This is a genomic window from Kitasatospora sp. NPDC059646 (assembly GCF_042734615.1).
In the GTDB taxonomy this organism is placed as follows: domain Bacteria; phylum Actinomycetota; class Actinomycetes; order Streptomycetales; family Streptomycetaceae; genus Kitasatospora.
The window spans coordinates 49,611-71,808 of sequence record NZ_JBHWDS010000043.1 but is presented as its reverse complement, the minus strand read 5'-3'; the positions used below and the strand labels follow the sequence as shown (position 1 = coordinate 71,808).

18 protein-coding genes and 1 rRNA gene are annotated in these 22,198 nt (G+C 74.8%); 14 read left to right on the top strand and 5 right to left on the bottom strand.

Annotated features, from left to right (window positions below):
• The 10 genes from rrf to ACFV1L_RS26430 form a co-directional block, all read left to right on the top strand.
• A 5S ribosomal RNA gene (rrf, locus tag ACFV1L_RS26475) occupies positions 1–91 on the top strand; the annotation flags it as partial.
• Positions 92–358: 267 nt separating this feature from the next.
• Positions 359–1,696, top strand: a complete 1,338-nt coding sequence (locus ACFV1L_RS26470; protein WP_380370124.1) for a sensor histidine kinase — start codon at positions 359–361, stop codon at positions 1,694–1,696.
• Positions 1,648–2,316 carry a response regulator gene (locus ACFV1L_RS26465; RefSeq protein ID WP_380370122.1) on the top strand — a complete coding sequence of 223 codons (669 nt, stop codon included), beginning with the start codon at positions 1,648–1,650 and terminating at the stop codon, positions 2,314–2,316. The genes ACFV1L_RS26470 and ACFV1L_RS26465 overlap by 49 nt, the downstream gene beginning before the upstream one ends.
• A 318-nt stretch (positions 2,317–2,634) precedes the next feature.
• Positions 2,635–4,362 (top strand): DUF2637 domain-containing protein, encoded by a 1,728-nt coding sequence (locus ACFV1L_RS26460; protein WP_380370119.1) that lies wholly within the window; start codon positions 2,635–2,637, stop codon positions 4,360–4,362.
• Between the two features lie 164 nt (positions 4,363–4,526).
• Positions 4,527–5,810 carry a DUF6986 family protein gene (locus tag ACFV1L_RS26455; protein WP_380370116.1) on the top strand — a complete coding sequence of 428 codons (1,284 nt, stop codon included), beginning with the start codon at positions 4,527–4,529 and terminating at the stop codon, positions 5,808–5,810.
• 114 nt (positions 5,811–5,924) lie between these two features.
• A complete protein-coding gene (locus ACFV1L_RS26450) occupies positions 5,925–6,572 on the top strand; it encodes a YigZ family protein (RefSeq protein ID WP_380370114.1) in 648 nt (215 codons plus the stop codon).
• 320 nt (positions 6,573–6,892) lie between these two features.
• Positions 6,893–8,386, top strand: a complete 1,494-nt coding sequence (locus tag ACFV1L_RS26445) for a hypothetical protein (protein WP_380370111.1) — start codon at positions 6,893–6,895, stop codon at positions 8,384–8,386.
• Between the two features lie 193 nt (positions 8,387–8,579).
• Positions 8,580–10,256, top strand: coding sequence for a restriction endonuclease (locus tag ACFV1L_RS26440; protein ID WP_380370109.1), 1,677 nt, complete (start codon positions 8,580–8,582; stop codon positions 10,254–10,256).
• Between the two features lie 74 nt (positions 10,257–10,330).
• A complete protein-coding gene (locus tag ACFV1L_RS26435) occupies positions 10,331–10,768 on the top strand; it encodes a DUF6278 family protein (protein WP_380370106.1) in 438 nt (145 codons plus the stop codon).
• Between the two features lie 217 nt (positions 10,769–10,985).
• Complete coding sequence (locus ACFV1L_RS26430) at positions 10,986–11,717, top strand: ZIP family metal transporter (protein ID WP_380370134.1); 732 nt, start codon at positions 10,986–10,988, stop codon at positions 11,715–11,717.
• Positions 11,718–11,719: 2 nt separating this feature from the next.
• On the opposite strand, the gene ACFV1L_RS26425 is transcribed toward ACFV1L_RS26430, so the two are convergent.
• Positions 11,720–12,643 carry a LysR family transcriptional regulator gene (locus ACFV1L_RS26425; protein WP_380370104.1) on the bottom strand — a complete coding sequence of 308 codons (924 nt, stop codon included), beginning with the start codon at positions 12,641–12,643 and terminating at the stop codon, positions 11,720–11,722.
• Positions 12,644–12,755: 112 nt separating this feature from the next.
• On the opposite strand from ACFV1L_RS26425, the gene ACFV1L_RS26420 reads away from it, so the two are divergent.
• The gene (locus ACFV1L_RS26420) at positions 12,756–13,682 is read left to right on the top strand and encodes an EamA family transporter (RefSeq protein WP_380370131.1); all 927 of its coding nucleotides are present in this window, start codon (positions 12,756–12,758) and stop codon (positions 13,680–13,682) included.
• Here the strand turns inward: ACFV1L_RS26420 and ACFV1L_RS26415 are convergent.
• Positions 13,603–14,073, bottom strand: a complete 471-nt coding sequence (locus ACFV1L_RS26415; protein ID WP_380370102.1) for a MarR family winged helix-turn-helix transcriptional regulator — start codon at positions 14,071–14,073, stop codon at positions 13,603–13,605. The genes ACFV1L_RS26420 and ACFV1L_RS26415 overlap by 80 nt on opposite strands.
• Before the next feature lie 125 nt (positions 14,074–14,198).
• Between ACFV1L_RS26415 and ACFV1L_RS26410 the strand changes: the two genes are divergently transcribed.
• Positions 14,199–14,531, top strand: a complete 333-nt coding sequence (locus ACFV1L_RS26410; protein WP_380370099.1) for a DUF2218 domain-containing protein — start codon at positions 14,199–14,201, stop codon at positions 14,529–14,531.
• A 12-nt stretch (positions 14,532–14,543) separates the two neighbouring features.
• Here ACFV1L_RS26410 and ACFV1L_RS26405 read toward each other — a convergent pair whose 3' ends face one another.
• The 3 genes from ACFV1L_RS26405 to gabT form a co-directional block, all read right to left on the bottom strand.
• Entirely contained in the window at positions 14,544–15,644 is a 1,101-nt protein-coding gene (locus ACFV1L_RS26405; RefSeq protein WP_380370097.1) for a glycoside hydrolase family 18 protein, read from the bottom strand.
• A gap of 121 nt (positions 15,645–15,765) precedes the next feature.
• Entirely contained in the window at positions 15,766–16,386 is a 621-nt protein-coding gene (locus ACFV1L_RS26400; protein ID WP_380370095.1) for a phosphatase PAP2 family protein, read from the bottom strand.
• A 485-nt stretch (positions 16,387–16,871) separates the two neighbouring features.
• Positions 16,872–18,212 carry a 4-aminobutyrate--2-oxoglutarate transaminase gene (gene gabT / locus ACFV1L_RS26395; RefSeq protein WP_380370093.1) on the bottom strand — a complete coding sequence of 447 codons (1,341 nt, stop codon included), beginning with the start codon at positions 18,210–18,212 and terminating at the stop codon, positions 16,872–16,874.
• Positions 18,213–18,434: 222 nt separating this feature from the next.
• Here gabT and ACFV1L_RS26390 point away from each other — a divergent pair, with 222 nt between their 5' ends.
• The gene (locus tag ACFV1L_RS26390) at positions 18,435–20,447 is read left to right on the top strand and encodes an ATP-binding protein (protein ID WP_380370090.1); all 2,013 of its coding nucleotides are present in this window, start codon (positions 18,435–18,437) and stop codon (positions 20,445–20,447) included.
• Positions 20,448–20,599: 152 nt separating this feature from the next.
• The gene (locus ACFV1L_RS26385) at positions 20,600–22,165 is read left to right on the top strand and encodes a PucR family transcriptional regulator (RefSeq protein WP_035866641.1); all 1,566 of its coding nucleotides are present in this window, start codon (positions 20,600–20,602) and stop codon (positions 22,163–22,165) included.
• Positions 22,166–22,198: the final 33 nt, after the last annotated feature.

Sequence of the window (22,198 nt, the reverse complement as noted above, 5' to 3'; positions counted from 1 at the left end):
GCCCGGTTACATTCCGAACCCGGAAGCTAAGCCTCACAGCGCCGATGGTACTGCAGGGGGGACCCTGTGGGAGAGTAGGACGCCGCCGAACAATTTTTCTGGGAAAGCCCCTCGCCTCACGGCGGGGGGCTTTCTCGCGTTTCCGGGGCATTTTCCTGGGTCTGTCACCAGTGCGCAGGGTGGAGTTAGGTCCACCTGAAAGATGGGTGGCACGGCCAATGCGCGGGGCCGGGCGTCGCGGGGAGACTGAGAGCGTTCTTGGGGACGGCGATCGACTCTCGGGGAGTTGGGTTCTTTGGCGACGACAGCGTGGTTCGACGGTGCGGCCGTCAGGTCCGTTGCGGAGGCGCGGGCCCGGGTGGGGTTGCGAGCCGGTGGGCAGGCGGTGGTGATGGCGGTCGCGGCCGGCGCGGCACCGGTGGTGCCGGTGGTGGCGGCGGTGTTCACAGGGGTGACGCTGGATCGGTTCCTCGACGGCGGGCTGCCGTTGGTGGTCCCGGCCGCCCTGCTGGTGGCTCTGGCGTCGGCGTACTGGTGCGTCCGGCGTGGTGCGGAGTGGACGCGTCGCCGGGTGGAGCGGTCCTCGGGGGAGCCGTGGCGGGTGGTGTACTCGCCGCGGCCGCCGCTGGAGCGGGACGAACGGGGGTTCTGGTGGACGGGATTCTCGTACCACCAGAAGGAGGGGGTCGCGCGGCTGGTGCAGTTCGTCGGTTGGGTGCTGCGCGATCGGCAGGTGCGGCGTGAGGCGCTGTGGCTGTTCGTCAACCCGCTGGGGGTGCTGGCGCTGATCGGCGTGCCGATGACGGCGGTGGTGAGCGGGCTGGTGTTCGTCGCGTCGGTGCCGGTGGACCACCGGCAGTTCTTCGGGCTGAGCCACCAGGGGGTGAACCTGCTGTGCTCGGCGATCATCGGTGGGTCCGGCGTCGCGGTGGGCCTGTTGGCGATGCCCTGGGCGGTGCGGGCGCACCACGAGGTGGCGTCCCGCGTGCTGGGCGGCGGGCCGCGGCAGAGCCGGGCGCAACTGACCGAGCGGGTGGCGCATCTGACGGAGACCCGGGCGGTCGCGGTGGACTCCCAGGCGGCGGAGCTGCGACGGATCGAGCGGGATCTGCACGACGGGGCGCAGGCGCGGCTGGTGGCGATCGGGCTGACGCTGGGGACGATCGAGCACCTGATGAGCAGTGACCAGACGGCGGCGCGGGAGCTGCTCGCGGAGGCCCGGGAGTCCTCGGCGAAGGCCCTGCAGGAGCTGCGGGACCTGGTCCGGGGCATTCACCCGCCGGTGCTCGCCGAGCGCGGCCTGCCGGACGCGGTGCGGGAGCTGGCGCTGACCTCGGTGGTGCCGACGGAGGTGACGGTCAGTCTCCCGGGGCGGCCGGAGGCGTCGTTGGAGACGGCGGTGTACTTCGGCGTCAGCGAGCTGCTGGTGAATGCGGCGAAGCACGCGCGAGCCCGGCAGGTGTGGGTCGATGTGCTGCACCGGGCAGGCCGGCTGCGGGTGGTGGTGACGGACGACGGGCACGGCGGTGCGCGGATGGAGGCCGGCGGCGGGTTGCGGGGGATCGAGAAGCGGTTGGGTACGTTCGACGGAGTGATCTCGCTCGACAGTCCTGTGGGCGGGCCGACCACCATCACGATGGAGCTGCCGTGCGCGTTGTCCTCGCCGAGGATCTCTACCTCCTTCGCCAAGGCCTGACGCGGTTGTTGGAGGCCCACGGGTTCACCATCGCGGCGGCGGTGGAGACCGGGCCCGACCTGCTGGCGGCGTTGCTGTCGGAGCGGCCGGACGTCGCGGTGGTGGACGTCCGGCTGCCGCCGACGCTGACGGACGAGGGGCTGCAAGCGGCGCTGGCGGCCCGTCGGGAGATACCGGGTCTGCCGGTGCTGGTGCTGTCGCAGCACGTGCAGCAGTTGTACGCGCGGGAGTTGCTGGCGGACGGCACCGGCGGCGTGGGCTACCTGCTGAAGGACCGGGTGTTCAACGCGGACCAGTTCGTGGACGCGGTGCGGCGGGTGGCGGCCGGAGGGACGGCGATGGATCCGGACGTGATCGGCCGGCTGTTGCAGCACAACGCGGGCTCGGCTCCGTTGCAGCGGTTGTCGCCGCGGGAGCGGGAGGTGCTCGGGCTGATGGCCGAGGGGTGCTCGAACTCGGCGATCGGCGCGCGACTGACGATCAGTGACGGGGCGGTGGCCAAGCACATCGCGAACATCTTCGGGAAGTTGGAGCTGTCGCCGACGGAGGACGGCAACCGGCGGGTGCTGGCGGTCCTGGCGTACCTCAACGGCGCGGCGGAGCGGCCGCCCGCCGGGTAGCGGGGGCGGGGGCGGTGGCCGGGGCACCGACGCGGCCGTGCGGCGAACTGCGGCTGTCCGCCCGGCGGGTGGGGTCGGCGGGCGGGCCGCGCCCGCGGTCGGACGGTGTACGCGGTGGTGTGGACCAGTGGAGGAGTGGTGCCGGTCCGGCCTGGCGACAGGGGTGAACGCCCGTACGAGTAGTATCCGGTGGGCCGAGTCTGTCAACGGCGCATCAGTATCGCGTTGTCACGTGGTGATGCGCCCCGGGCGGGGACGTGTACTCGGCGGCTACAGGTCGTATACGGCAGCTGCCGAGTCCCAGGGGTTGATCATCGAATGGCACGTCCTTCCCTTACCCGTGCGCACCGCGCTCTGCTGGGCGTGGTGGCCGTCGGCGCGTGTGTGATCTCGGGCATCGGTTTCGCCGGGTCGTACAACTCGGTGCGGGACCTGGCGCTGGAGAAGGGCTTCGGCGCCTTCGCCTACGCCTTCCCGATAGGCGTCGACGCGGGCATCGTGGTGCTGCTCTCGCTGGACCTGGTGCTGACCTGGCTGCGGATCCCGTTCCCGCTGCTGCGGCAGACGGCCTGGCTGCTGACGCTGGCGACGATCGCGTTCAACGCGGCGGCGTCCTGGGGCGACGCGCTGGGCATGGCGATGCACGCGGTGATCCCGGTGCTGTTCGTGGTCGTGGTCGAGGCCTCGCGGCACGCGGTCGGGCGGATCGCGGCGATCACCGCGGACCGGCACATGGAGTCGGTGCGGCTGATGCGCTGGGTGCTGTCGCCGGTGCCGACGTTCCGGCTGTGGCGGCGGATGAAGCTGTGGGAGCTGCGGTCCTACGACGAGACGGTGCGGCTGGAGCAGAACCGGCTGGTGTACCGGGCGCAGCTGCGGTTCCGGTACGGGCGGGGCTGGCGGCGGTCGGCGCCGTTCCAGGCGCTGCTGCCGCTGAAGCTGGCGAAGTACGGCGTGCCGCTGGACCCGACGGTGCTGGACCGGATCGACGGTCCGCTGCAGGTGCCCGGCGGTGCGGCGGTCGAGGCCGGGGAGTCGGTGCAGCCGGAGCGGACGGCCCCGGTGGCAGGGGAGGTGACGCCGGGTCAGCCGGCCGCGCTCGCCGCTCCGGTCGCGGCGCAGGGGCCCGTGCCGGGCCAGGCGCCGGTGCCGGCGCAGGCCGCACCCGGGGGGCAGCCGAAGCAGTCGCAGCAGCCGGCGGTGCCGCCGGTGTCCGCCGCGGTCGCGGTGCCGACGCTGGCGAAGCTGGCCGCCGTGCGGCTGCGGGACCAGCAGGACCCGGCGGCGGCGCAGGCCGCGCCGGTGGTCGACCCGTCCTCGGAGGTGAACGTGTGGACGGCGCGTCCGGTGCGCTCGCACGTGGCGGAGCCGGACCAGGTGCACACGGCGCGGGTGCCGGGCCAGGCGTCGCCGTGGTTCAAGGCGCCGCGTCCGCAGGACGCCGCGACGCAGGAGCGTCCGCAGTCGGGCTACCAGCCGACGGACGGCTACCCCGAGCAGGCCTACCCGGACCAGGGCTACGACGAGCAGGGTTACGAGGAGCACGGCTACCAGGAGCAGGGACACCCCGCCGGGGGCGGCTACCCGGAGGGCTACCGGCCGGCCGGGGCGGAGCAGCAGCGGGTAGCGGCGAACGGTCGCGGCCCGGTCCGGCCGCAGGGGGCGCAGCCGCGGCCGGCGGAGCCGAGCGGCCGTCAGGCGGCGCCGGGGCAGGAGGCCGAGCCGATCCGGCTGGGCGGCCGGCCGCTCCGGCTGGACGCGATGATGGAGGCGGAGACGCTGCCGTTCGACGAGGGCGCGGAGGAGACCCCGGCGCGTCGGCCGTTCGCGGGCGGGGTGGAGCCGCTGAACCCGGACGAGTGCTTCGACGCGCTGGTCAGCTACATGGAGACGAACCAGCACCAGCCGGACGAGCGCCGCTTCGCCGAGTACCTGTCGCAGCGCGGCGTGCCGGGCTCGCGGCCGGACGGCGGGGTGTCGGTGAAGGACGTCGAGAAGGTCTGGCGGGACCTCCAGGAGCGGTACATCCTGTCCGGCCGGGAGTGACCGCCGGCGGCCGGTGCCGACGCCGCATCGGTTCTCCCGTTGCTCCGCACCCGGCGTGATGGCCGTCCGCCCGTTCCGGCGGGCGGCCATTGACGCCTCCGGGGCCCCGCACTACCTTCACCGCACCATTCGTCGAACGCGTGCGGTGAGCGGAGGAGCCCAGGATGTCGCAGCCCCCCGAGGCCGGCCCGGCCGCGCCGGTCACCTTCTCCGCCGGCGCCCGCGCCGCGGTGGAGTCCCTGCTGACGCCGGTGGACGCCGAACTGACGCGCCGTTACCCCGGCGAGCGGGCCGCCCGGCAGCCCGTGCACACCGTGTACGTGCCCGCCGACGCGTTCGGGGCGCACACCGTCCGCGAGTGGGGCGCGCAGGCGCTCGCCGTGTTCGACGAGCACGCCGGGACGCCCGGGCGGCTGGCCCGGGCGCTCGGGGTGGCCGACGACGCACTGCTCGCCGAGGTGCACGCCCGGGTGCGGGCCAAGCTGGCGCGCGAACCGGTCGAGGACCTGCGGATCGACTTCGAGGACGGCTACGGCCCGCGCCCCGACGCGGAGGAGGACGCCGCGGCGGTGCGGGCCGCGCAGCTGGTCGCCGCGACGGTCGCCGACGGCAGCGCGCCGCCGTACCTCGGCATCCGCACCAAGTGCCTGGAGGCCGCCGTCCGGGCCCGCGGCATCCGCATCCTCGAACTGTTCCTCGGCACCCTGCTGGCCGAGGGCGGACTGCCCGACGGGCTGCTGCTCACCCTGCCGAAAGTCAGTCACACCGCCCAGGTCACCGCGCTGGTGCGGCTGCTGGAGGACTACGAGCGGCAGGCCGGGCTGCCCGCCGGGCGGCTCGGGTTCGAGATCCAGATCGAGACCACCCGGGCCGTGCTCGGCCCGGACGGCCGGGCCACCCTCGCGCTGATGATCGACGCCGCCGAGGGCCGTGCCACCGGCCTGCACTACGGCACCTACGACTACAGCGCCGCCTGCGGGGTCGGCGCCGCCCACCAGAGCCTCGACCACCCGGTCGCCGACCACGCCAAGGCCGTCATGCAGGCCGCCGCGGCCGGCACCGGCGTCCGGCTCTCCGACGGCTCCACCAACGTCCTGCCGACCGGTCCCGCCGAGCAGGTGCACGCCGCCTGGCGGCTGCACCACCGCCTGGTCCGCCGCTCGCTGGCCCGCGCCTACTACCAGGGGTGGGACCTGCACCCCGCCCAACTGCCCACCCGCTACGCCGCCGTCTACGCCTTCTACCGCGAGGGCCTGGACGCCGCCTGCGCCCGGCTCACCGCCTACCTCGCCAAGGCCGGCGGCGCCGTCCTGGACGAGCCCGCCACCGCCCGCGCCCTCGCCGGCCACCTGCTGCGCGGCCTCGACTGCGGTGCCCTCGACCCCGCCGAGATCACCGCCCGCACCGGCCTGGACCGCTCCCGCCTGCACGCCCTGGCCGGCCGCTGAGCCTCCGGGCCCGGCGGGATCCGCCCGGGCCGGCACTAGGCTGGGCGGTGAGGCCGGTGGCTGCTGTGCGCGGTGGTGCCGGGTAGGAGAGCGACAGCGGAGAGCACCAGCGTCATGGCCGAGCCGAGCCCGAAGCCGTACCTGACCGTCCGGGGCGATGGCAGCCACGAGTTGGAGATCAAGAAGTCCCGGTTCATCTGCCACCTGGCGCGGGTCGCGGACGAGGACGCGGCGCAGGCGTTCATCGCGGGGATCCGCAAGCAGTACTGGGACGCCCGGCACAACTGCACGGCGTTCGTGGTGGGGGAGGAGCAGCCGCGCGAGCGGTCCAGTGACGACGGGGAGCCGGCCGGGACGGCGGGGGTGCCGATGCTGGAGGTGCTGCGGCGGCGCGGGGTGACCGACACGGTCGCGGTGGTGACCCGGTACTTCGGCGGGATCAAGCTGGGCGCGGGCGGGCTGGTCCGGGCGTACGGGGCTGCGGTGTCGGAGGCGCTGGACGAGATCGGGCTGCTGGAGCGGCGGCCGGTCGCGCTGCTGTCGGTGACGGTGGACCACACCCGGGCCGGGCGGCTGGAGAACGACGTGCGGGCGGCGGGCTACCCGGTGGCGGGGCTGGAGTACCTGCCGGACGGGGTGCGGATCGAAGTGGGCGTCCCCGAGCCGGAGGTGACGGAGTTCCACACCTGGCTGGCCGAGGCGACCGGCGGTTCGGCGAGCGCGCAGCCGGCCGGGCGGACCTTCGTCGAGGTCGACGTCTGAGGCGGTCCGCCGGGTCGACGGCCGGGCGGCAGCCCGGCGTCCGGTCCGGACGGCAGGCGGTTTCCGGCCAATTCCCGGTGGGGGAACGGGATCGGACAGCGGATCGGGACACTGCATCAACCGCGGGCGTGCGGGTAGCAGAGGCGGCGCGGATGGAGTTCGGGTAGCCGTCCGATGACACTCGAACGAAGGAACCGGGGCCGGACTTGGAACTTCCGCTCCGGGTCACTTCGTCTCCTAGTAACAGGAAGCAACGATCCGGGACGGCACCGGAAGGAGGACTCGCAGACCGCAGCACCGCACCTCGGGAGGTTCCGCGTATGCCCACCGACCACGCCCAGCCGCCCTACCGGCTGACGGCCGCGACACCCCGCCCGCACCACGACACGACCGCCCTCGTCGACGACCTGCTCGCCGCCTGGCTGAAGGCGGAGGGGCACGACGAGCCCCCGCCCCGCGACCACGGGGCCCCGCCGGAGCGACTACGGCTCGGCGACCGGGTACTGCTGGACCGCGACGGCGGACCGCTGCCCGGCCGAGGCCCCGACGCCCGCTACAGCCGCCGCAGACTCCGCACGCCCGCTCCGCACGGCACCGACCAACTGACCCTCGTCCTCGCCTCCGACGACGCCGACGGCCCGACCCGGCTGCGCGTCGAGGCCGAACACCTGCCCTCCGGGCCCGCCCTGGCCGGCCACGGCCGCGTCCCCGTCCCGGAACTCGTCCGCCGGCTGCTGCCGCTGCTGGACGCCGCCGAGGGCCCGGTGCCGCTGGCGGTCGCCCCGCGGGTGCTCGGACCGGCCGACCTGGACGATCTGATCGACGAACTGTGCGACCCGGAACGGCAGTTGCCGACCGTGGTGGCGAGCGTCCCGCCCGCCGTGCCGATCGAGGAGTGGCAGGAGACGGTCCTCGGTCCGCTGCTGCGCCAACTCCCCGGCCTGGCCTCGATGTACGTGCTCGGGCACACCGCGCTGCCCCGGTTCAACCTGGCCCTCGAATTCCACAAGGTGTACGGCGGGGCGATCCGCACCTTCCTGCCCGACGTCGACCCGGCGTCCCGCGCGGACGCCGCCCGGCACCCGGTCCTGCCGCGCCAGCGGATCGACGAGAACCTGCGCCGCGCCGCCGCCCTGCTGGCCCGCGAACCGCGCCGGGTGGCCGCCGGACTCGCCCTGCCCGCACCGCTGGCGGCGGTCCCGCAGCTGTGGCTGCCGCCCGAGGCGCGCAAGCCCCCCGAGCGGCCCGCGCACCCGGCGGTCCGGCTGGAACGCTGCCGGCTGCGGATCGAGCAGCCCCGCCCCCCGCGCCGCTCCCGGTGCGGCACCGACCCGGCCAGCTTCGGCGAACTGGTCGACCGCTTCCACGAGTTCCCGCTGCTGGAGTTCACCGGCGACAGCAAGGAGACGCTCGCCCTGGACGGCCAGGCCGACGGCCCCGGCTGGGCCCGGCTGACCTGGGACGGCCTGACCGCGCTGCAGGAGTACGCGGACGCCGCCGTCCGCGGCGAGGCCGGCGGCGACTTCAAGCAGTGGTGCGAGCACACCCCGCCCGGCTGCCACCGCTTCCCGCCGCGCAAGGCCGTCCGCGGCGAGTCCCGCACCGTCGCCAGCCACGGCAAGTGGAAGCGCCAGCGGATGCTGCCCGTCCCCGCCGTCGTCGACTCGTCCTGCCGTGCGTTCATGGGCGCCCACCTGCGGATCGGCGGTGGCGGCACCGCCCCCCGGGTGCACTACCTGGACGACTGCTCCGGCAGCGGCCGGATCTACGTCGGCTACATCGGGCTGCACCTGACCAACACCCGCACCAACTGACCGCCGCGACGCGGTCCGCGCCGACCGCCCCGGCCCGCACCGGAGCCGGGGCGGTCGGCCGATCCGGTGTCAACGGTCGGCCAAACCCCGGAGGTTGGCTGACCCGGAGCCCCGGACGGGGGACAATGCTGCTCGGGCCCCGCCGACGGCGGCCCTCCGACGTGCGCCGGACGAGCAGGGGGAACGACCGCCGATGCAGCACCCATCCGATGGCCGCGCCGACGGCACCGCCACGGTGCTCCAGCCCGGCTTCCTCGCCTCGCTCTTCCGCGACCTCGGCGCCGACGAGGACGAGCCGCCCACCGAGCCGCTCCCGCGCACCGACGACGCCGCGCCCGGCGAGTACGCCCACCCGGGGCCCCCGCAGGCCGCGGCCGTCGTCCACCCGCGCACCGCGCCCGACGCCGCACCCGAACCGGAGCCCGCCCCCGCGGACGACCCGGTGGCCGCGCACGGCCGGGCCGCCGCCCTCACCCACCACCGCACCCTCGCCGTGCAGGCCGACCACGAACGCCTCGCCGACCTGCTGCGCCGCGCCGCCCAGCCGGTCTCCGCGATGGACTTCGAGAGCCAGCTGCGCAGCTACCGGCCCAAGCCGTACCCGGACGCCGCGCCGGACAGCGAACCCGAGCCCGCCTGGGCCGACTTCGCGCCGCCCGAGCCCGCCGACGCCGACCCCGACCAGCCCCGCTCGCGCCGCCTGCTCGACTCCGGCTACCAGCGCGAACTCGCCCAGGCCCGGCTGCGCCACCAGCGCGCGCTGCGCGAGTGGCGGACCCGGCAGGCCGACCTCGCCGACAGCGGCGCGGCCGCCGCCCGGCAGGCCCACGAGGAGGCCGAACGGGCCCGGGCCCGCGCCGTGCAGGAGTACAACGACAGCCTGGAGGAGTGCCGCCGCGCCTACCGGGAGGCCGAACCCGCCGCCGTCGAGTCGCTGCTGGAGCGCGCCCTGGCCGCCGCCGAGGGCTCCACCCGCGACCTGCCCGCCCCCTGCCGCGCGGTGTTCCGGGCGCTGACCCGCACCGCCGTCCTCGACCTCGACCTGCCGCCGCTGGACACCGTCCCCGCGCTGTCCGGCTACCGGCTCACCGAGGACGGCGCCGTCGAGCCGGTCCACCGCCCCGAGGCCGACGTCCGCGCCGACTACCTGCGCCTGGCCGCCCGCCTCGCGCTGCGCGCCCTGCAGGCCGCCGACGCCGTCGACACCGACGACGTCCTCGCCGGAGTGGTGCTGAACGGCTGGCTGCGCGAGCCCGGCCGGCCCCCGCGCTGCCTGCTCAGCGTGGACGCCGACCGCGACGCGCTGGCCCGCACCCGCCTCGTCCCCGACTCCGGGCACCTCGGCGACGACGGCGTGTACGCGGACGCCGAGCACGACGAGTCGCTGCTGCGGCTGCGCGCCCTGGCCGCCGTGATCACCCCCGACCCGTACGGCGACGAGGCCGTGGTGCCGTGGGGCGGCGCCGCCGCCGCGGTCCCCGCGCTCGGCGAGCTCTCGCCCGGCGAATTCGCCCTGCTGGTCCGGGCGGTGCTCACCGCCGGCGGCCTGGAGGACTGGAGCGTGCGGCTGCGCGGCCCGGCCGGCCTGGTCGCCACCGCCGAAGGGCAGCCCGGCAGCCGGCTGCCCGGCCGCTGGGTGGTGTGGGCGTCCCGCGGGCCCGCGCCCGTCACCGCCGAGGAGATCGCCACGCTGTCCGAGGCCGTCCGCGAGGAGGGCGCGGACCGGGGCCTGCGGATGACCTGCGGCCGGTTCACCGACGAGGCCGTCGACCTGACCGCCGAGGAACGCCACCAGCGGATCCACCTGATCGACGGTCAGGGAATCCGCGAACTCGCCCTCACCCACCTGTCGCTGCCGCTCACCGCCTGACGGCCGGTCGGGAGCCCCGGCGGGTCCCGACCGGCCTTCGGCCGTTGCGCCGTCCGGAGTGACAGGCTTGGACCGTGGAGAACGGATACCTCGGCCGCCGGTCCGACCGGCGCCCGGCCGAGAACGCAGAACGGCACACCGCCGAGCAGGCCCGCGAACGGGCGATGGCCGCGATGTACGCCGAGTGCGGCCTGCTGCGCGAACTCGCCGACGCCTCGGGGGTGAGGCTCGACGACACCGTCGACTCGCTGACCGCGCTCGACCAGCTGCTGCCGCGCTGGCGCGACGACCCGCAGGTCTCCCGGTGGCTGGGCACCGACGCCGGCCTGTACCTCGGCACGGTGATCCGCCGCCGGATCCCCGGCTCGACCTGGCGGCTGGCCGCCGACGGCCGACCGCTGATGGTGCTGGCCACCGGGTTCGAACTCGACGTCACCGCCCTCGGCACCGGCTGGGCCGAGCAGGGCGCCCCGCAGCTCGCCGCGATCTACCGTGCCGCGGGAGACGGCTGACGGCTCGTCAGGATGATGGCGTGTCACCCCGACGGCCCGCCCGGGCGGCGGCCCGGCCCGCCGCCCCGCACAGTGGAGTGCAGGGCCCGGCACCGTCCGGCCCGGGCCGGACGACTGGGCAACCGTGGGCAGCGGTCCGCGCAGCCGTCCGGCCCCTGGCACGAACCGGGGGAGGCCGGAACTGACCGCCGTGCTGGTCGCCGCGGGCGCCTTCCTGATGACCCTGATCGGCGGCTTCGTCGCCCAGCGCACCGGCGACCGCCGCCACCTGGTGCTCGGCTTCGCCGCCGGACTGATGCTCGGCGTGGTCGCCTTCGACCTGCTCCCCGAGGCGATGGCCCAGGCCCCCGAGGAACTCCACGGCGTCCCCGAGGCGCTGCTGATGTTCGCCGCCGGCTTCCTGCTCATCCACATCGTCGAACGGGCCGTCGCCATCCACCGCGGCCACGAGGGCGAGTACGCCGCGCACAGCCACACCCACGGGCACGGCCACGGGCCCGGGCACCGGCACCGCGAACAGGGCGTCGGACTCGCCGCCGCCTCCGCGCTGGTGCTGCACAGCATGATGGACGGCTTCGCGATCGGCGCCGCGTTCCAGGCCGGCACCACCGTCGGCACCGTGGTCGCCATCGCCGTCGTCGCCCACGACTTCGCCGACGGCTTCAACACGTACACCCTCACCCGGCTGTACGGGAACAACCGGCGGCGGGCGGTCACCCTGCTGGTCGCCGACGCCGTCGCACCCGTCACCGGCGCCGGGATCACCCTGCTGTTCACCATCCCCGAGCACCTGCTCGGCCTGTACCTGGGCTTCTTCGCCGGCTTCCTGATGTACCTGGCGACCTCCGACATCCTCCCCGAGGCGCACAGCCCCCACCCGTCGCGCACCACCCTCGCCTGCACCGTGCTGGGCGTCGGCTTCATGTGGCTGGTGATCGGACTGACCTGACGTCAGGCGAACTGCCCGGCCCGGAGGTCCAGGGCGGCCCAGTGGCGGCGCAGCACGTCCAGCGCGGCCGTGACGGCGGGGCGGCGCGAGGTCTGCGCCCGCCACAGCACGTACACCCGGCGGAACGGCTCGGGCGTGACCGGGCGGGCGACCACCCCCGGCGGGAGCGGACCGCGGCCCAGCCGCGGCACCAGGCCCAGGCCGAGCCCGACCGCGATCAGCGCGATCTGGGTCTCGAACTCGCCGACCAGGTAGCGCACATCGGGCTCCTCGCCGATCCCGCGCATGGTGTGCAGCAGCCAGTCGTGGCAGATGTTGCCCGGCGGCACGCTGGTCCAGCGCTGCCCGCGCAGCTCCGTCACCGGGACGGCGTCGAGCGCCGCCAGCGGGTGGGCGGCCGGCAGCAGCAGGTCGACCGGGTCGGTGCCGAGGTCGAGCCGGTCCAGGCCGTCCTGCACCGGCAGCGGCACCGACGCCCAGTCCTGCACCACCGCCAGGTCCACCTCGCCGCGGGCCACCAGCTCGGCCGCCGGGTACGGGTCGCTCTCCAGTAGCCGGACCTCCAACTCCGGGCAGCTGTCGTGGAGTTCGGCCAGAACGCCGGGCAGCAGACCGCGCGCCGCGGTGGCGAAGGAGGCGACCAGCAGCCGCCCGGCGGCCCGGCCGCGCTGCTCCTCCAGCGTCACCTCGGCCTGCTCGACCAGTGCCAGCACCCGCTGCGCGGTGTCCGCCAGCCGGTGCGCGGCGTCGGTGAGTCGCACGCCCCGGCCCTGACGCTCCAGTAGGACGGTGCGGGTCTCGCGTTCGAGCTTGGCGATCTGCTGGGAGACCGCTGAGGGGGTGAAGCCGAGCGCCGCCGCGGCGCCGCCGACCGAGCCGTGCACGGCGACCGCGTGCAGGGCGCGCAGGCGTCCCAGATCCATCATGCAGCGATGCTAAACGGTGAACCCGAGAAACTGTCGCTGGTGCTGAACGGTCGGGGTGCGCGAAGGTCTGACCATGCCGTCATCCCCCGCCCTGCCGTCCCCGTCCGCCGCCATGGGCGCCCGCCACATCGCCCTGGCCGTGGCGATCGCCGCCGTCTGGGGCCTGAACTTCGTGCTGATCGAGGTCGGACTGAAGGACTTCCCGCCGCTGCTGTTCTGCGCGCTCCGGTTCGCCGTCGTGGCCCTGCCCGCGGTGTTCTTCGTCGGCCCGCCCCGGGTGGCGTGGCGCTGGGTGCTCGGCGTCGGAACGGCCCTCGGCGTGGTGAAGTTCGGGCTGCTGTTCCTCGGCATGCACGCGGGCATGCCCGCCGGACTGTCCTCGCTGGTGCTGCAGGGCCAGGCCGGCTTCACCGCGCTGTTCGCCGCCGTCCTGCTGCGCGAACGCCCCGCCCCGCTGCGGATCGCCGGCCTCGCACTGGCCTTCGCGGGCATCGCGCTGGCCGCCGTCGACCACGGCGTGCACGGCCCGGCCGGCGCGTTCGCGCTGCTGATCGGCTCGGCCATGGCCTGGGGCCTGGCCAACGTGCTGACCCGCAAGGCCGCCCCGCCGGACGCGCTGCGCTGGATGGTCTGGGTCTCCGCCGTGCCGCCGCTGCCGCTGCTCGCGCTGTCCCTGCTGGTCGAGGGCCCCGACGCCGACTGGGCCGCACTGCGCGCCATCAGCTGGGCGGGCGTCGGCGTGGTGCTGTACGTCGGCCTGGTCTCCACGCTGTTCGCGTTCGTCGCCTGGAGCCACCTGCTGCGCCGCTACGACGCGTCGGTGGTCGCCCCGTACTCGCTGCTGGTGCCGGTGTTCGGGATGTCCTCGGCGGCGCTGCTGCTCGGCGAGCGGTTCAGCCTGCTCGCGGGTGCGGCGACGGTGCTGGTGATCGCCGGGATCGGGCTGGGCGCGGTGCCCGCTACGGCCTGGGCCCGGCTTCGTACGCCTCCTCGGCGCGGCGCAGCGCCCGCAGCAGGGCGTCCTGCTCGGCAGCGCTGACCGGGCCGAAGTACTCCTGCGCGACCTCGTGCCGGACCTGCGAGATCCGCTCCAGCGCGCCGTGCCCCGCGGCCGTCAGGACCAGGCGCACCGCACGGCGGTCCGCCGGGTCCGGGGTGCGGGCCACCAGGCCGGCCTCCTCCAGCGCGTCGACCACGGTGGTCGCCGAGCGGGGCGCGATCCGCAGCCGCTCGGCGAGTTCGCTCAGCCGCATCGTTTCGGCGCTCTCGCAGCCGGGCGCGTGGGCCAGTGTGCGCAGCGCCCGGCCCTGGGCGGGGGTGATGCCGTACGGCTCCAGCCGCTGCATGGTCCGCCGGCGGATCCGCTTCATCGCCCGGGTGAGGGCGTCGGCGAGTTCCGCGGCGGTGTCGGCGGGGCCGGGGGAGGTCATGGGCAAAGGTTAGCGGGCGGCCCGGGGGCGGCCTGGGCCTGCTCCCGGAAATATGTTGAGCTTGGCTCAGCAATCGAGTAACTTAGGTCAACCTAAGTCACCCGTGTCCAACGAGGAGTACCGCCATGGCCCGCTCCACCGCCCGCGTCGCCACCGACCGCCCCGGCCGCTACGCCAAGCAGCTCGCCGCCCACATGGGCCGCAAGATCCCCGCCGACTGGTCCGAGGAGACCGGCCGCGGCACGCTCACCTTCGGCGCCGGACAGGCCGAACTCACCGCCGAGGACGGCGCGCTGCTGCTCGCCGTCGAAGGCGCCGAGGAGAACCTGCCCCAACTGGAGGACGTGGTCGGCCGCCACCTGGTCCGCTTCGGCACCCGCGACGAGCTGGTGGTCGCCTGGCAGCGCGAGAGCGGCGAGGCCGGCACCGTCCAGCGCCTGACCGGCGACGAGGACTGACCGGCCGCCCGCTCAGCCCTGCCGCAGCGGCGGCATCGGCACCGGCACCGAGAACGCCGTCGCCCCCGCGCCGACACCGCCCTGGCAACTGTTCGGCGGCGCCGTGGTCACGCCCCGGGTCGAGGGCTTCTCGGCCGCCCAGAACATGAAGCCCAGCAGTCCCGCGCTGGTGCCCGCGCCGTTCGGCGCGGCGCTCTGCACCCAGCTGCCCGTCGCGCTCTGCACCGAGTTGGCGAAGTTCGTGCACTCCGGGCGGACCTGCGAGCCCTCCGCGATGTACAGGCTGCCGGTGAACTTGGCCGGCGCCAGCGGCGGAATGGCGGGGTTGTAGGTCGGCTTGCCGTCCAGGTGCTCCTGCCAGTTGGCGATCGCCGTGGACGCCGAGGGCTGCCTGTTCGGCACCATCGCGTTCGCGTAGTCCAGCACCGGGTTCGCGGTGGTCAGCCAGTGCGCGGTGGCGTACTGGTCGATGCCGATCAGCCAGCGGTCGCCCGCCGCCACGTCGATGGTCAGCCGAGCGGTCGGGTCGGCGCCCGAGGCGTCGTACGGGTGGACGGCCCGGTAGGCGTCCACGAAGGCCTGCAGGCCCGTCAGGTTCGGACTGCTGCTGTTCTCGTAGTCGATCTCGATGCCCACCCCGAGCTTCGACGCCAGCGCGGCCGCCTTCCGGCCGAGCAGGCCGCCGTCCTGGGCCAGCGCGGAGTCCCAGTCGCCGGTGTACGTGATGCCGCCGATGGAGAGCATCACCCGGATCCCGCGCGCGGTGAAGTAGTCCACCACCTGCTGGTTCATGCCCACCGGCACGCCCGCGGCGTCCCCCGCGTCGTCGGTGCCGTTCAGCAGCCGCAGCGGATTGACGAAGCTCAGCACCACCACGTTCACCGAGGGCCGGCCGTCGCCGCGGTCGACCAGCCAGTGGTTGGCGGCGTCGAACTGCGCCATGTCCCGGACCTTCGCCCAGGTGCAGGCGTCGTCGCTGCAGTGCCAGGCGCCGTAGACCTGCATCGGGGCGGCGGCCGCCGTCGCCGCGGGTGCGGGCAGCGCGGTCGCGGGTGCGGGCAGTGCCGTCACCGCGAGGGCGAGCAGCGAGGCCGCCACCGAGAAACGCGTCATGGGCATGACTGGGGAACGCACATTCGCCTCCCGGCGATCGCGTGCTGATGGGTGGGGAACAGGGTGCGCGCGAGCCGGGAAGGCGTCAATGGTCTGGACCGAACCGCAGCCTGACGGGCAGTCAGCTCGATGCGAGTCTCGGCAGCAGCCGGTGCAGGCCGAGCAGCAGCAGGCCCGACAGGCACCAGCTGGCGAGCACGTCCAGCAGCCAGTGGAAGTCGCTCCACACCAGCCCGGCGCCCACCCCCACGCACACCAGCACGGTGGCCCGTCCGACCTGCCGGGCCCGCGACGGCGGCAGCACCCGGGCCAGCAGCAGCGCCGCCGTCCCGTACGCGATCGCCGAGGTCGCGGTGTGCCCCGACGGGTACCAGCCCCACTGGTCCGCGGCCAGCGGCAGCCCGAACGGGCCCGGCCGGGCGAACCACGCCTTGGCCGGCACCACCAGCAGCGGGACCAGCACCGCCGCCAGCACCGCCACCGGCACCGGCGTCCACCAGCGCGGCCGGCCGTCCCGCCGGGCCAGCCAGGCCGCCAGCCCCGCAGACCCCAGCAGCACCGGAACCGCCGGCACCCCGCCGCCGAGATCGGACAGCGCCACCCCGAGACGGTTCAGCAGTGCCGAATGCAGCGCCCCGCGCAGCTCCCGCACCCCGTCGCGCACCGCCGTGTCCACTCCCAGCAGTGGGCCGTCCACCGCCACCTGCCAGGAGATCGCCACCAGCAGCACCGCGAGTGTCATGGGCAGAACAGCAAAAACAGGCCGCCCCGGAGCAGGGGGGAGAGCTCCGGGGCGGCCAAGGCGATCGCCGCGCCGTGCGGCCCGGGGGGTGTGGGCGGGACGGCCGGTCGATCGGTCCAGTGCGCCCGCCTCGACGGCGGACGGCGATGTGGGCAGTGGTTGAGGTTCGCTGTCCATCTGTGATGACAGTACGTCAAAGCCGAGGCGCACCAACGGCCGACAGGCTTTCGTGCACAGCATCTTCACCACCGGCGGGGCAACCTCCACCCGGTGTCCGAACGGCCGCACGCACGGGACCGAACAGCCGGAACGCGCGGGACCGGCGGGACGAACGCACGGGGTCGGCGGGGCGAACGGGAGGAGGGGGGAGAACGGGAACAGGCCGGGCAGCGGCGGACGCAGGGCCGGAGAAGACGAAACGCGGGGGCCGGACGGGATCCGCTTCCGTCCGGCCCCCGCGTCGCTCAGGGGGAATCGCCCGAGGGTCAGACGCCCGCGAAGGCCGACTCCAGGATGTCCAGGCCCTCGATCAGCAGGTGCTCCGGCATCACCAGCGGCGGCAGGAAGCGCAGCACGTTGCCGTAGGTGCCGGCGGTCAGCACCACCAGGCCCTCGGCGTGGCAGGCCTTCGCGATGGCCGCGGTGGCCTCCACGTTCGGCTCCTTGCCGCCCGGCTTCACCAGCTCGACGGCGATCATCGCGCCGCGGCCGCGGACGTCACCGATGATGTCGAACTTCTCCTGCATCGCCCGCAGGCGGCCCAGCATGATCTCGCCGATCCGCTGCGCCTTGCCGTTGAGGTCCTGCTCCTTCATCGTCTCGATGGCGCCCAGCGCAGCCGCACAGGCCACCGGGTTGCCGCCGTAGGTGCCACCCAGACCACCGGTCTGCGCGGCGTCCATGATCTCGGCGCGGCCGGTCAGCGCCGACAGCGGCAGGCCGCCCGCGATGCCCTTGGCGGTGGTGATCAGGTCCGGGACGATGCCCTCGTCCTCGCACGCGAACCACTGGCCGGTGCGGCAGAAGCCGGTCTGGATCTCGTCCGCGACGAACACGATGCCGTTCGCCTTCGCGAACTCCACGATCGCCGGCAGGAAGCCCTTGGCCGGCTCGATGAAGCCGCCCTCGCCCTGGATCGGCTCGATGATGATCGCGGCGACGTTCTCGGCGCCGATCTGCTTGTTGATCGCCTCGATCACCTGCGCGGCAGCCTCGGACGCGGCGTTCTCCGCACCCGTCAGCCAGCGGTACGGGTAGGCCACCGGCACGCGGTAGACCTCGGGGGCGAACGGACCGAAGCCCTGCTTGTACGGCATGTTCTTCGCCGTCAGCGCCAGGGTCAGGTTGGTGCGGCCGTGGTAACCGTGGTCGAACACCACGATCGCCTGGCGCTTGGTGTACGCGCGGGCGATCTTCACCGCGTTCTCGACGGCCTCGGAACCCGAGTTGAACAGCGCGGTGCGCTTCTCGTGGTCGCCCGGGGTCAGCTCGTTCAGCGCCTCGGCCACCGCCACGTAACCCTCGTACGGGGTCACCATGAAACAGGTGTGGGTGAACGCGGCCAGCTGCGCGGTGGTCTTCTCCACCACGGCGGCGGCACTGTTGCCCACGTTGGTGACGGCGATGCCCGAACCGAAGTCGATCAGGCTGTTGCCGTCCACGTCCTCCAGCACGCCGCCACCGGCGCGCGACACGTACACCGGCAGCGTGGTGCCCACGCCGGCCGCGACCGCACCGAGCTTGCGCGACTGCAGCTCCTGCGACTTCGGGCCGGGGATCGCGGTGACCAGGCGGCGCTCCTGCGGGAGCGGCGTTGCAGCGCTCATCTGTCATCTCCAAGTTCTCAAGGCGCGGTAGACGCAGGCTACGACCGGCCCCGTTCGGCGGGCATGCGCCACTCGGTACTGCTGCGCTGTACGAATTGTCCTGCGCGGCCAGTGGCCGAAGATCGGCTCCCGCCCCCGCTCCCTCCACTACATTGGCCCCGGGTGTGTCGGCGGGACGGCGGAGCGGGTCCGGCACCGCCGGCAACGTAGGAGGGGCCCGAAGTGGAACAGAACGACGCGCGAACCCAGCACGCCCACCCCCACCTCCCCCCGCCCCGCACCCCCTTCCACCTCCCCACCTGGGCCACCGCCCCCCGCCCCCAGGCCCCGCCCGGCATCTACCGCCAGCACCACACCCCGTACGACCCGAAGAAGGCGGGGGACGCCGAGACCCCGGCGGGGCCGCTGCTGCTGCGGGCGGCGCTGAACCTGGTGGTGGCCTGGTTCGTCTTCATCTACGGCCGCGGCTTCGCGCTCTCCGGCCTCGGAATGCTGGGACTCGGTGACTTGCCGACCACGCCCACCATCCTGCTCGCACTGCTGGTGAACCTCTTGGTCATCGCCCTGGTCATCAGGATCTTCGGCCGGATGGGCCGCTGGCGCGAAGTCGGCCGCCGTTTCCTGCGGCCGCTGGTCTCCCGCACCGTCACCGAAGTGCCGCCCGAGCCCGAGGCCGCGCCCGTGGTGGACGTGTGGGCGGAGTTGCGGCCCGCCGGCGAGGCGGTGCGGCGGCTGGAGGGCGAGCCGGTCGGGGACGTGGACTACGTGCGGCTGCACCAGGCCTGGCGGAGCGTCGGCGCGGACGCGGCCGGCCGGCACGAGTTCGCCGCGCAGGTGGCCGGTCGCGGTGCGGCCGCCTGCGCGCACCCGTCCGAGCAGCGCGACCTGCCGGGCGGGCGGGCCGCGCGGCACGACCTGATGGTGCGCCAGGTGCGGCTGGGCACCGCGCAGGACGTGCCGAAGAACCCGCCGACGCACCGCAACGCGGGCTTCGCGCTGGACCCCGCCCTGCTCGGCACCTCGCTGCTGGCGGTCGGCCCGGCCGGTACCGGCAAGACCGCCGCGCTGGCCCGTCCGGTCGCCGAGGCGCTGTGTCTGCAGGCGCTGGCCGGTGCGGCCTGTGCGGTGGTGGTCGGGGCGTCCGACGCGGACCTGGGCCCGGACGACTGGTACGACGTGGTGATCGCCCCCGGCGACCCGTCCGCCCCGTACGGCCTGGACCTGTACGGTGCGGCGCCGAACCCGGACGAGGCGGCGGCCCGCCTCGCGGACGCGCTGCTGCCGGACGAGCTGGCGCCGCGCGCGGAGAGCGCGCGGACGGCGATGCAGCAGGTGGTCGGGCCGTTCCGGGCGGCGTACGGCCGCTACCCGGGGGTGCGGGAGCTGCGCGCGCTGCTGGCCGGGGACGCGGACGGCTGGGCGGAGCTCGCGGAGCAGTTGCAGAAGTCGGGCCGGCGGCCGGAGTTCGAGGCGGACGTGCAGCAGCGGGAGCGGATGCACGGCCGGGTGGACGACCCGGGCGCGCTGCTCGCGGACCGGCTGGCGCTGCTGGACCGTCCCGCGCTGGCGCCGGGCTTCTCCGGTGGCCCGGACGCCAAACCGGCGTTCGCGATGCGCGCCCTGGAGCACCCGCTGCGGGTGCGGGTGAAGCTGCCGGAGCGCAGCCATCCGGAGGCCGCGCGGATGCTGTCGCGGCTGCTGCTGGGCCAGTTCACCCAGGCCGCCGCCGACCGGGCCGACCGGGAGCTGTTCGCCGGCCTGGTGCTGGACGACGCCACCGCCGCCGTGGACGCCCAGACGATCCGCGGGATCCAGCGGCTGCGCGGTGCCAACGCGGGTGTGGTGCTGCTGCTGCGCACGCTGTCGGACCTGCCGGAGGCGCTGCGCGCGCCGCTGTTCGGCGCGGTCGGCAACCGGATGGCCTTCCCCGGCATCGCGCCGTGGGACGGCCGGCTGTTCTCCGAGGCCTGGGGCACTCACCTGGTCCGGGAGACCGCGGTCACGCACACCCCGGACACCTCCGGCGGCGCCGTGCGGCGGGCCGGCCGGCTGGTCCGCAAGGCGCTGTCGGGCACCACCGCGCAGACCGAGTCGGTGACCACCCGGGACGTCGAGCGGCACCGCTGGTCGCCGTCCGACCTGGCGCACGCCCTGCCGTCCGGGCACGCGGTGATCTCGTTGACCTCGGTGTCGGGGGAGCAGGTGCCGCCGCTGCTGGTCGACCTGCGGCACTGAGGTCGGGGTCGCGGGGCGGTCAGCATTGGGTCACGGAAGTTACGGACCGGCGGATTTCGGCGTATCGGCTTGTCCGGAGCGTCCATAATGGGGGGAGAACCCTCACTCGCCCGGTCGCAACGGCGCGACCAGGTCGAACCACCGAAGGTGCCATGCCCCCCACACTCGCCTCCGTCGTCCGCACCAGCACGCTCCACCTGACGGTGCTGGCCGGCGCGGACCACCTGGAACGCCCGGTCCGCTGGGTGCACACCAGCGAGCTGGACGACCCCACCCCGTTCCTCGAGGGCGGCGAGCTGCTCCTCACCACCGGCATCAAGCTCGGCAAGAGCGCCGCCGGCCTGCAGGCCTATGTGCACCGGCTGGCCGACGCCGGCGTGGTCGGGCTCGGCCTGGGCGTCGGCCTCTCGCACACCGAGGTGCCGCAGGCCCTGGTGGACGCCGCCGCGCAGCGCGGGCTGCCGCTGCTGCGGGTGCCGGAGGCGACGCCGTTCATCGCCATCTCGAAGGCGGTCTCCGCGGCCCTCGCCGCCGAGCAGTACGAGGCCGTCACCACCAGCTTCGAGGCGCAGGAGGAGCTGACCCGGGCCGCGCTCGGCAAGGACGGCACCACGGCGGTGGTCCGCCGGCTGGCCGCCCGGCTGGGCGGCTGGGCGGCGCTGTACGACGGCTCCGGCGCGCTGTCCGCGGTCGCCCCGGACTGGGCCGCCCGCCGGGCCGGCCGGCTGGCCGCCGAGGTGGACCGGCTGCGCCGCCGCCCCGCGCCGTCGAGTGCCGCGCTGCAGGGCCGGGCGGGCACCATCGACACCGCCGACGAGGACTACGTGGTGGTGCAGTCGCTGGGCGCGGACCGCCGCCCGCGCGGCTTCCTCGCGGTCGGCACCGAGGACCGCATCACCCCGACCGAGCGGTACGTGCTGAACGCCGCCGTCGCGCTGCTCACCCTCACCCTGGAGCGCTCCCGGGAGCTGCGGCAGGCCGAGGAGAAGATGGGCGCGGCGCTGCTGCGGATGGTGCTGGCCGGCGAGGTCGGCACCGCCCGCCAGGTGGCCGCGGGGCTGTTCGGCGGCCTGCCGGAGGGCACCGTCCGGGTGCTGGTGGCCGCCGCCGGGCCCGGACCGGAGGCCGCCGAGGCGCTCGGCGAGCTCGGCGACCGCGCCGAGCAGGCGGGCGGCAAGGTCGGCGAGAAGCTGCTGGTGGCCCGGGAGGACGGTGCGCACGGCCCGCGTCTGATGGTGCTCGCCCTGGACAACGGTTCGGTGCACCGGGCCTGCCTTGGCGCGGTGGAGGAGCACGAGGGCCTGGCGCTGGGCGTCTCCGCCCCCGCCGCCCTGGAGGACGCCGGCACCGCGCACGCGCAGGCCGAGCGGGCCCTCGCGGTGGCGCAGCGCGGCGGCCGCCGGACCGTCGACCACGAGGAGGTCGGCGCGGGCTCGCTGCTGCCGCTGCTCGGCGAGGAGGCCGTCACCGCGTTCGCGGAGGGCCTGCTGCGTCCGCTGCGCGACCACGACCGCACCGCCCGCGGCGACCTGGTCGCCTCGTTGCGGGCCTGGCTGTCCCGGCACGGCCAGTGGGACGCGGCCGCCGCCGACCTCGGCGTGCACCGGCACACGCTGCGTTACCGGATGCGCCGGGTCGAGGAGCTGCTGGGCCGCTCGCTGGACGACACGGACGTCCGGATGGAGCTGTGGCTGGCGCTGCGGGCGGGCGAGGACTGAGTCCCGCCCCGGACGGGCCTGTCCTGTCCGTAG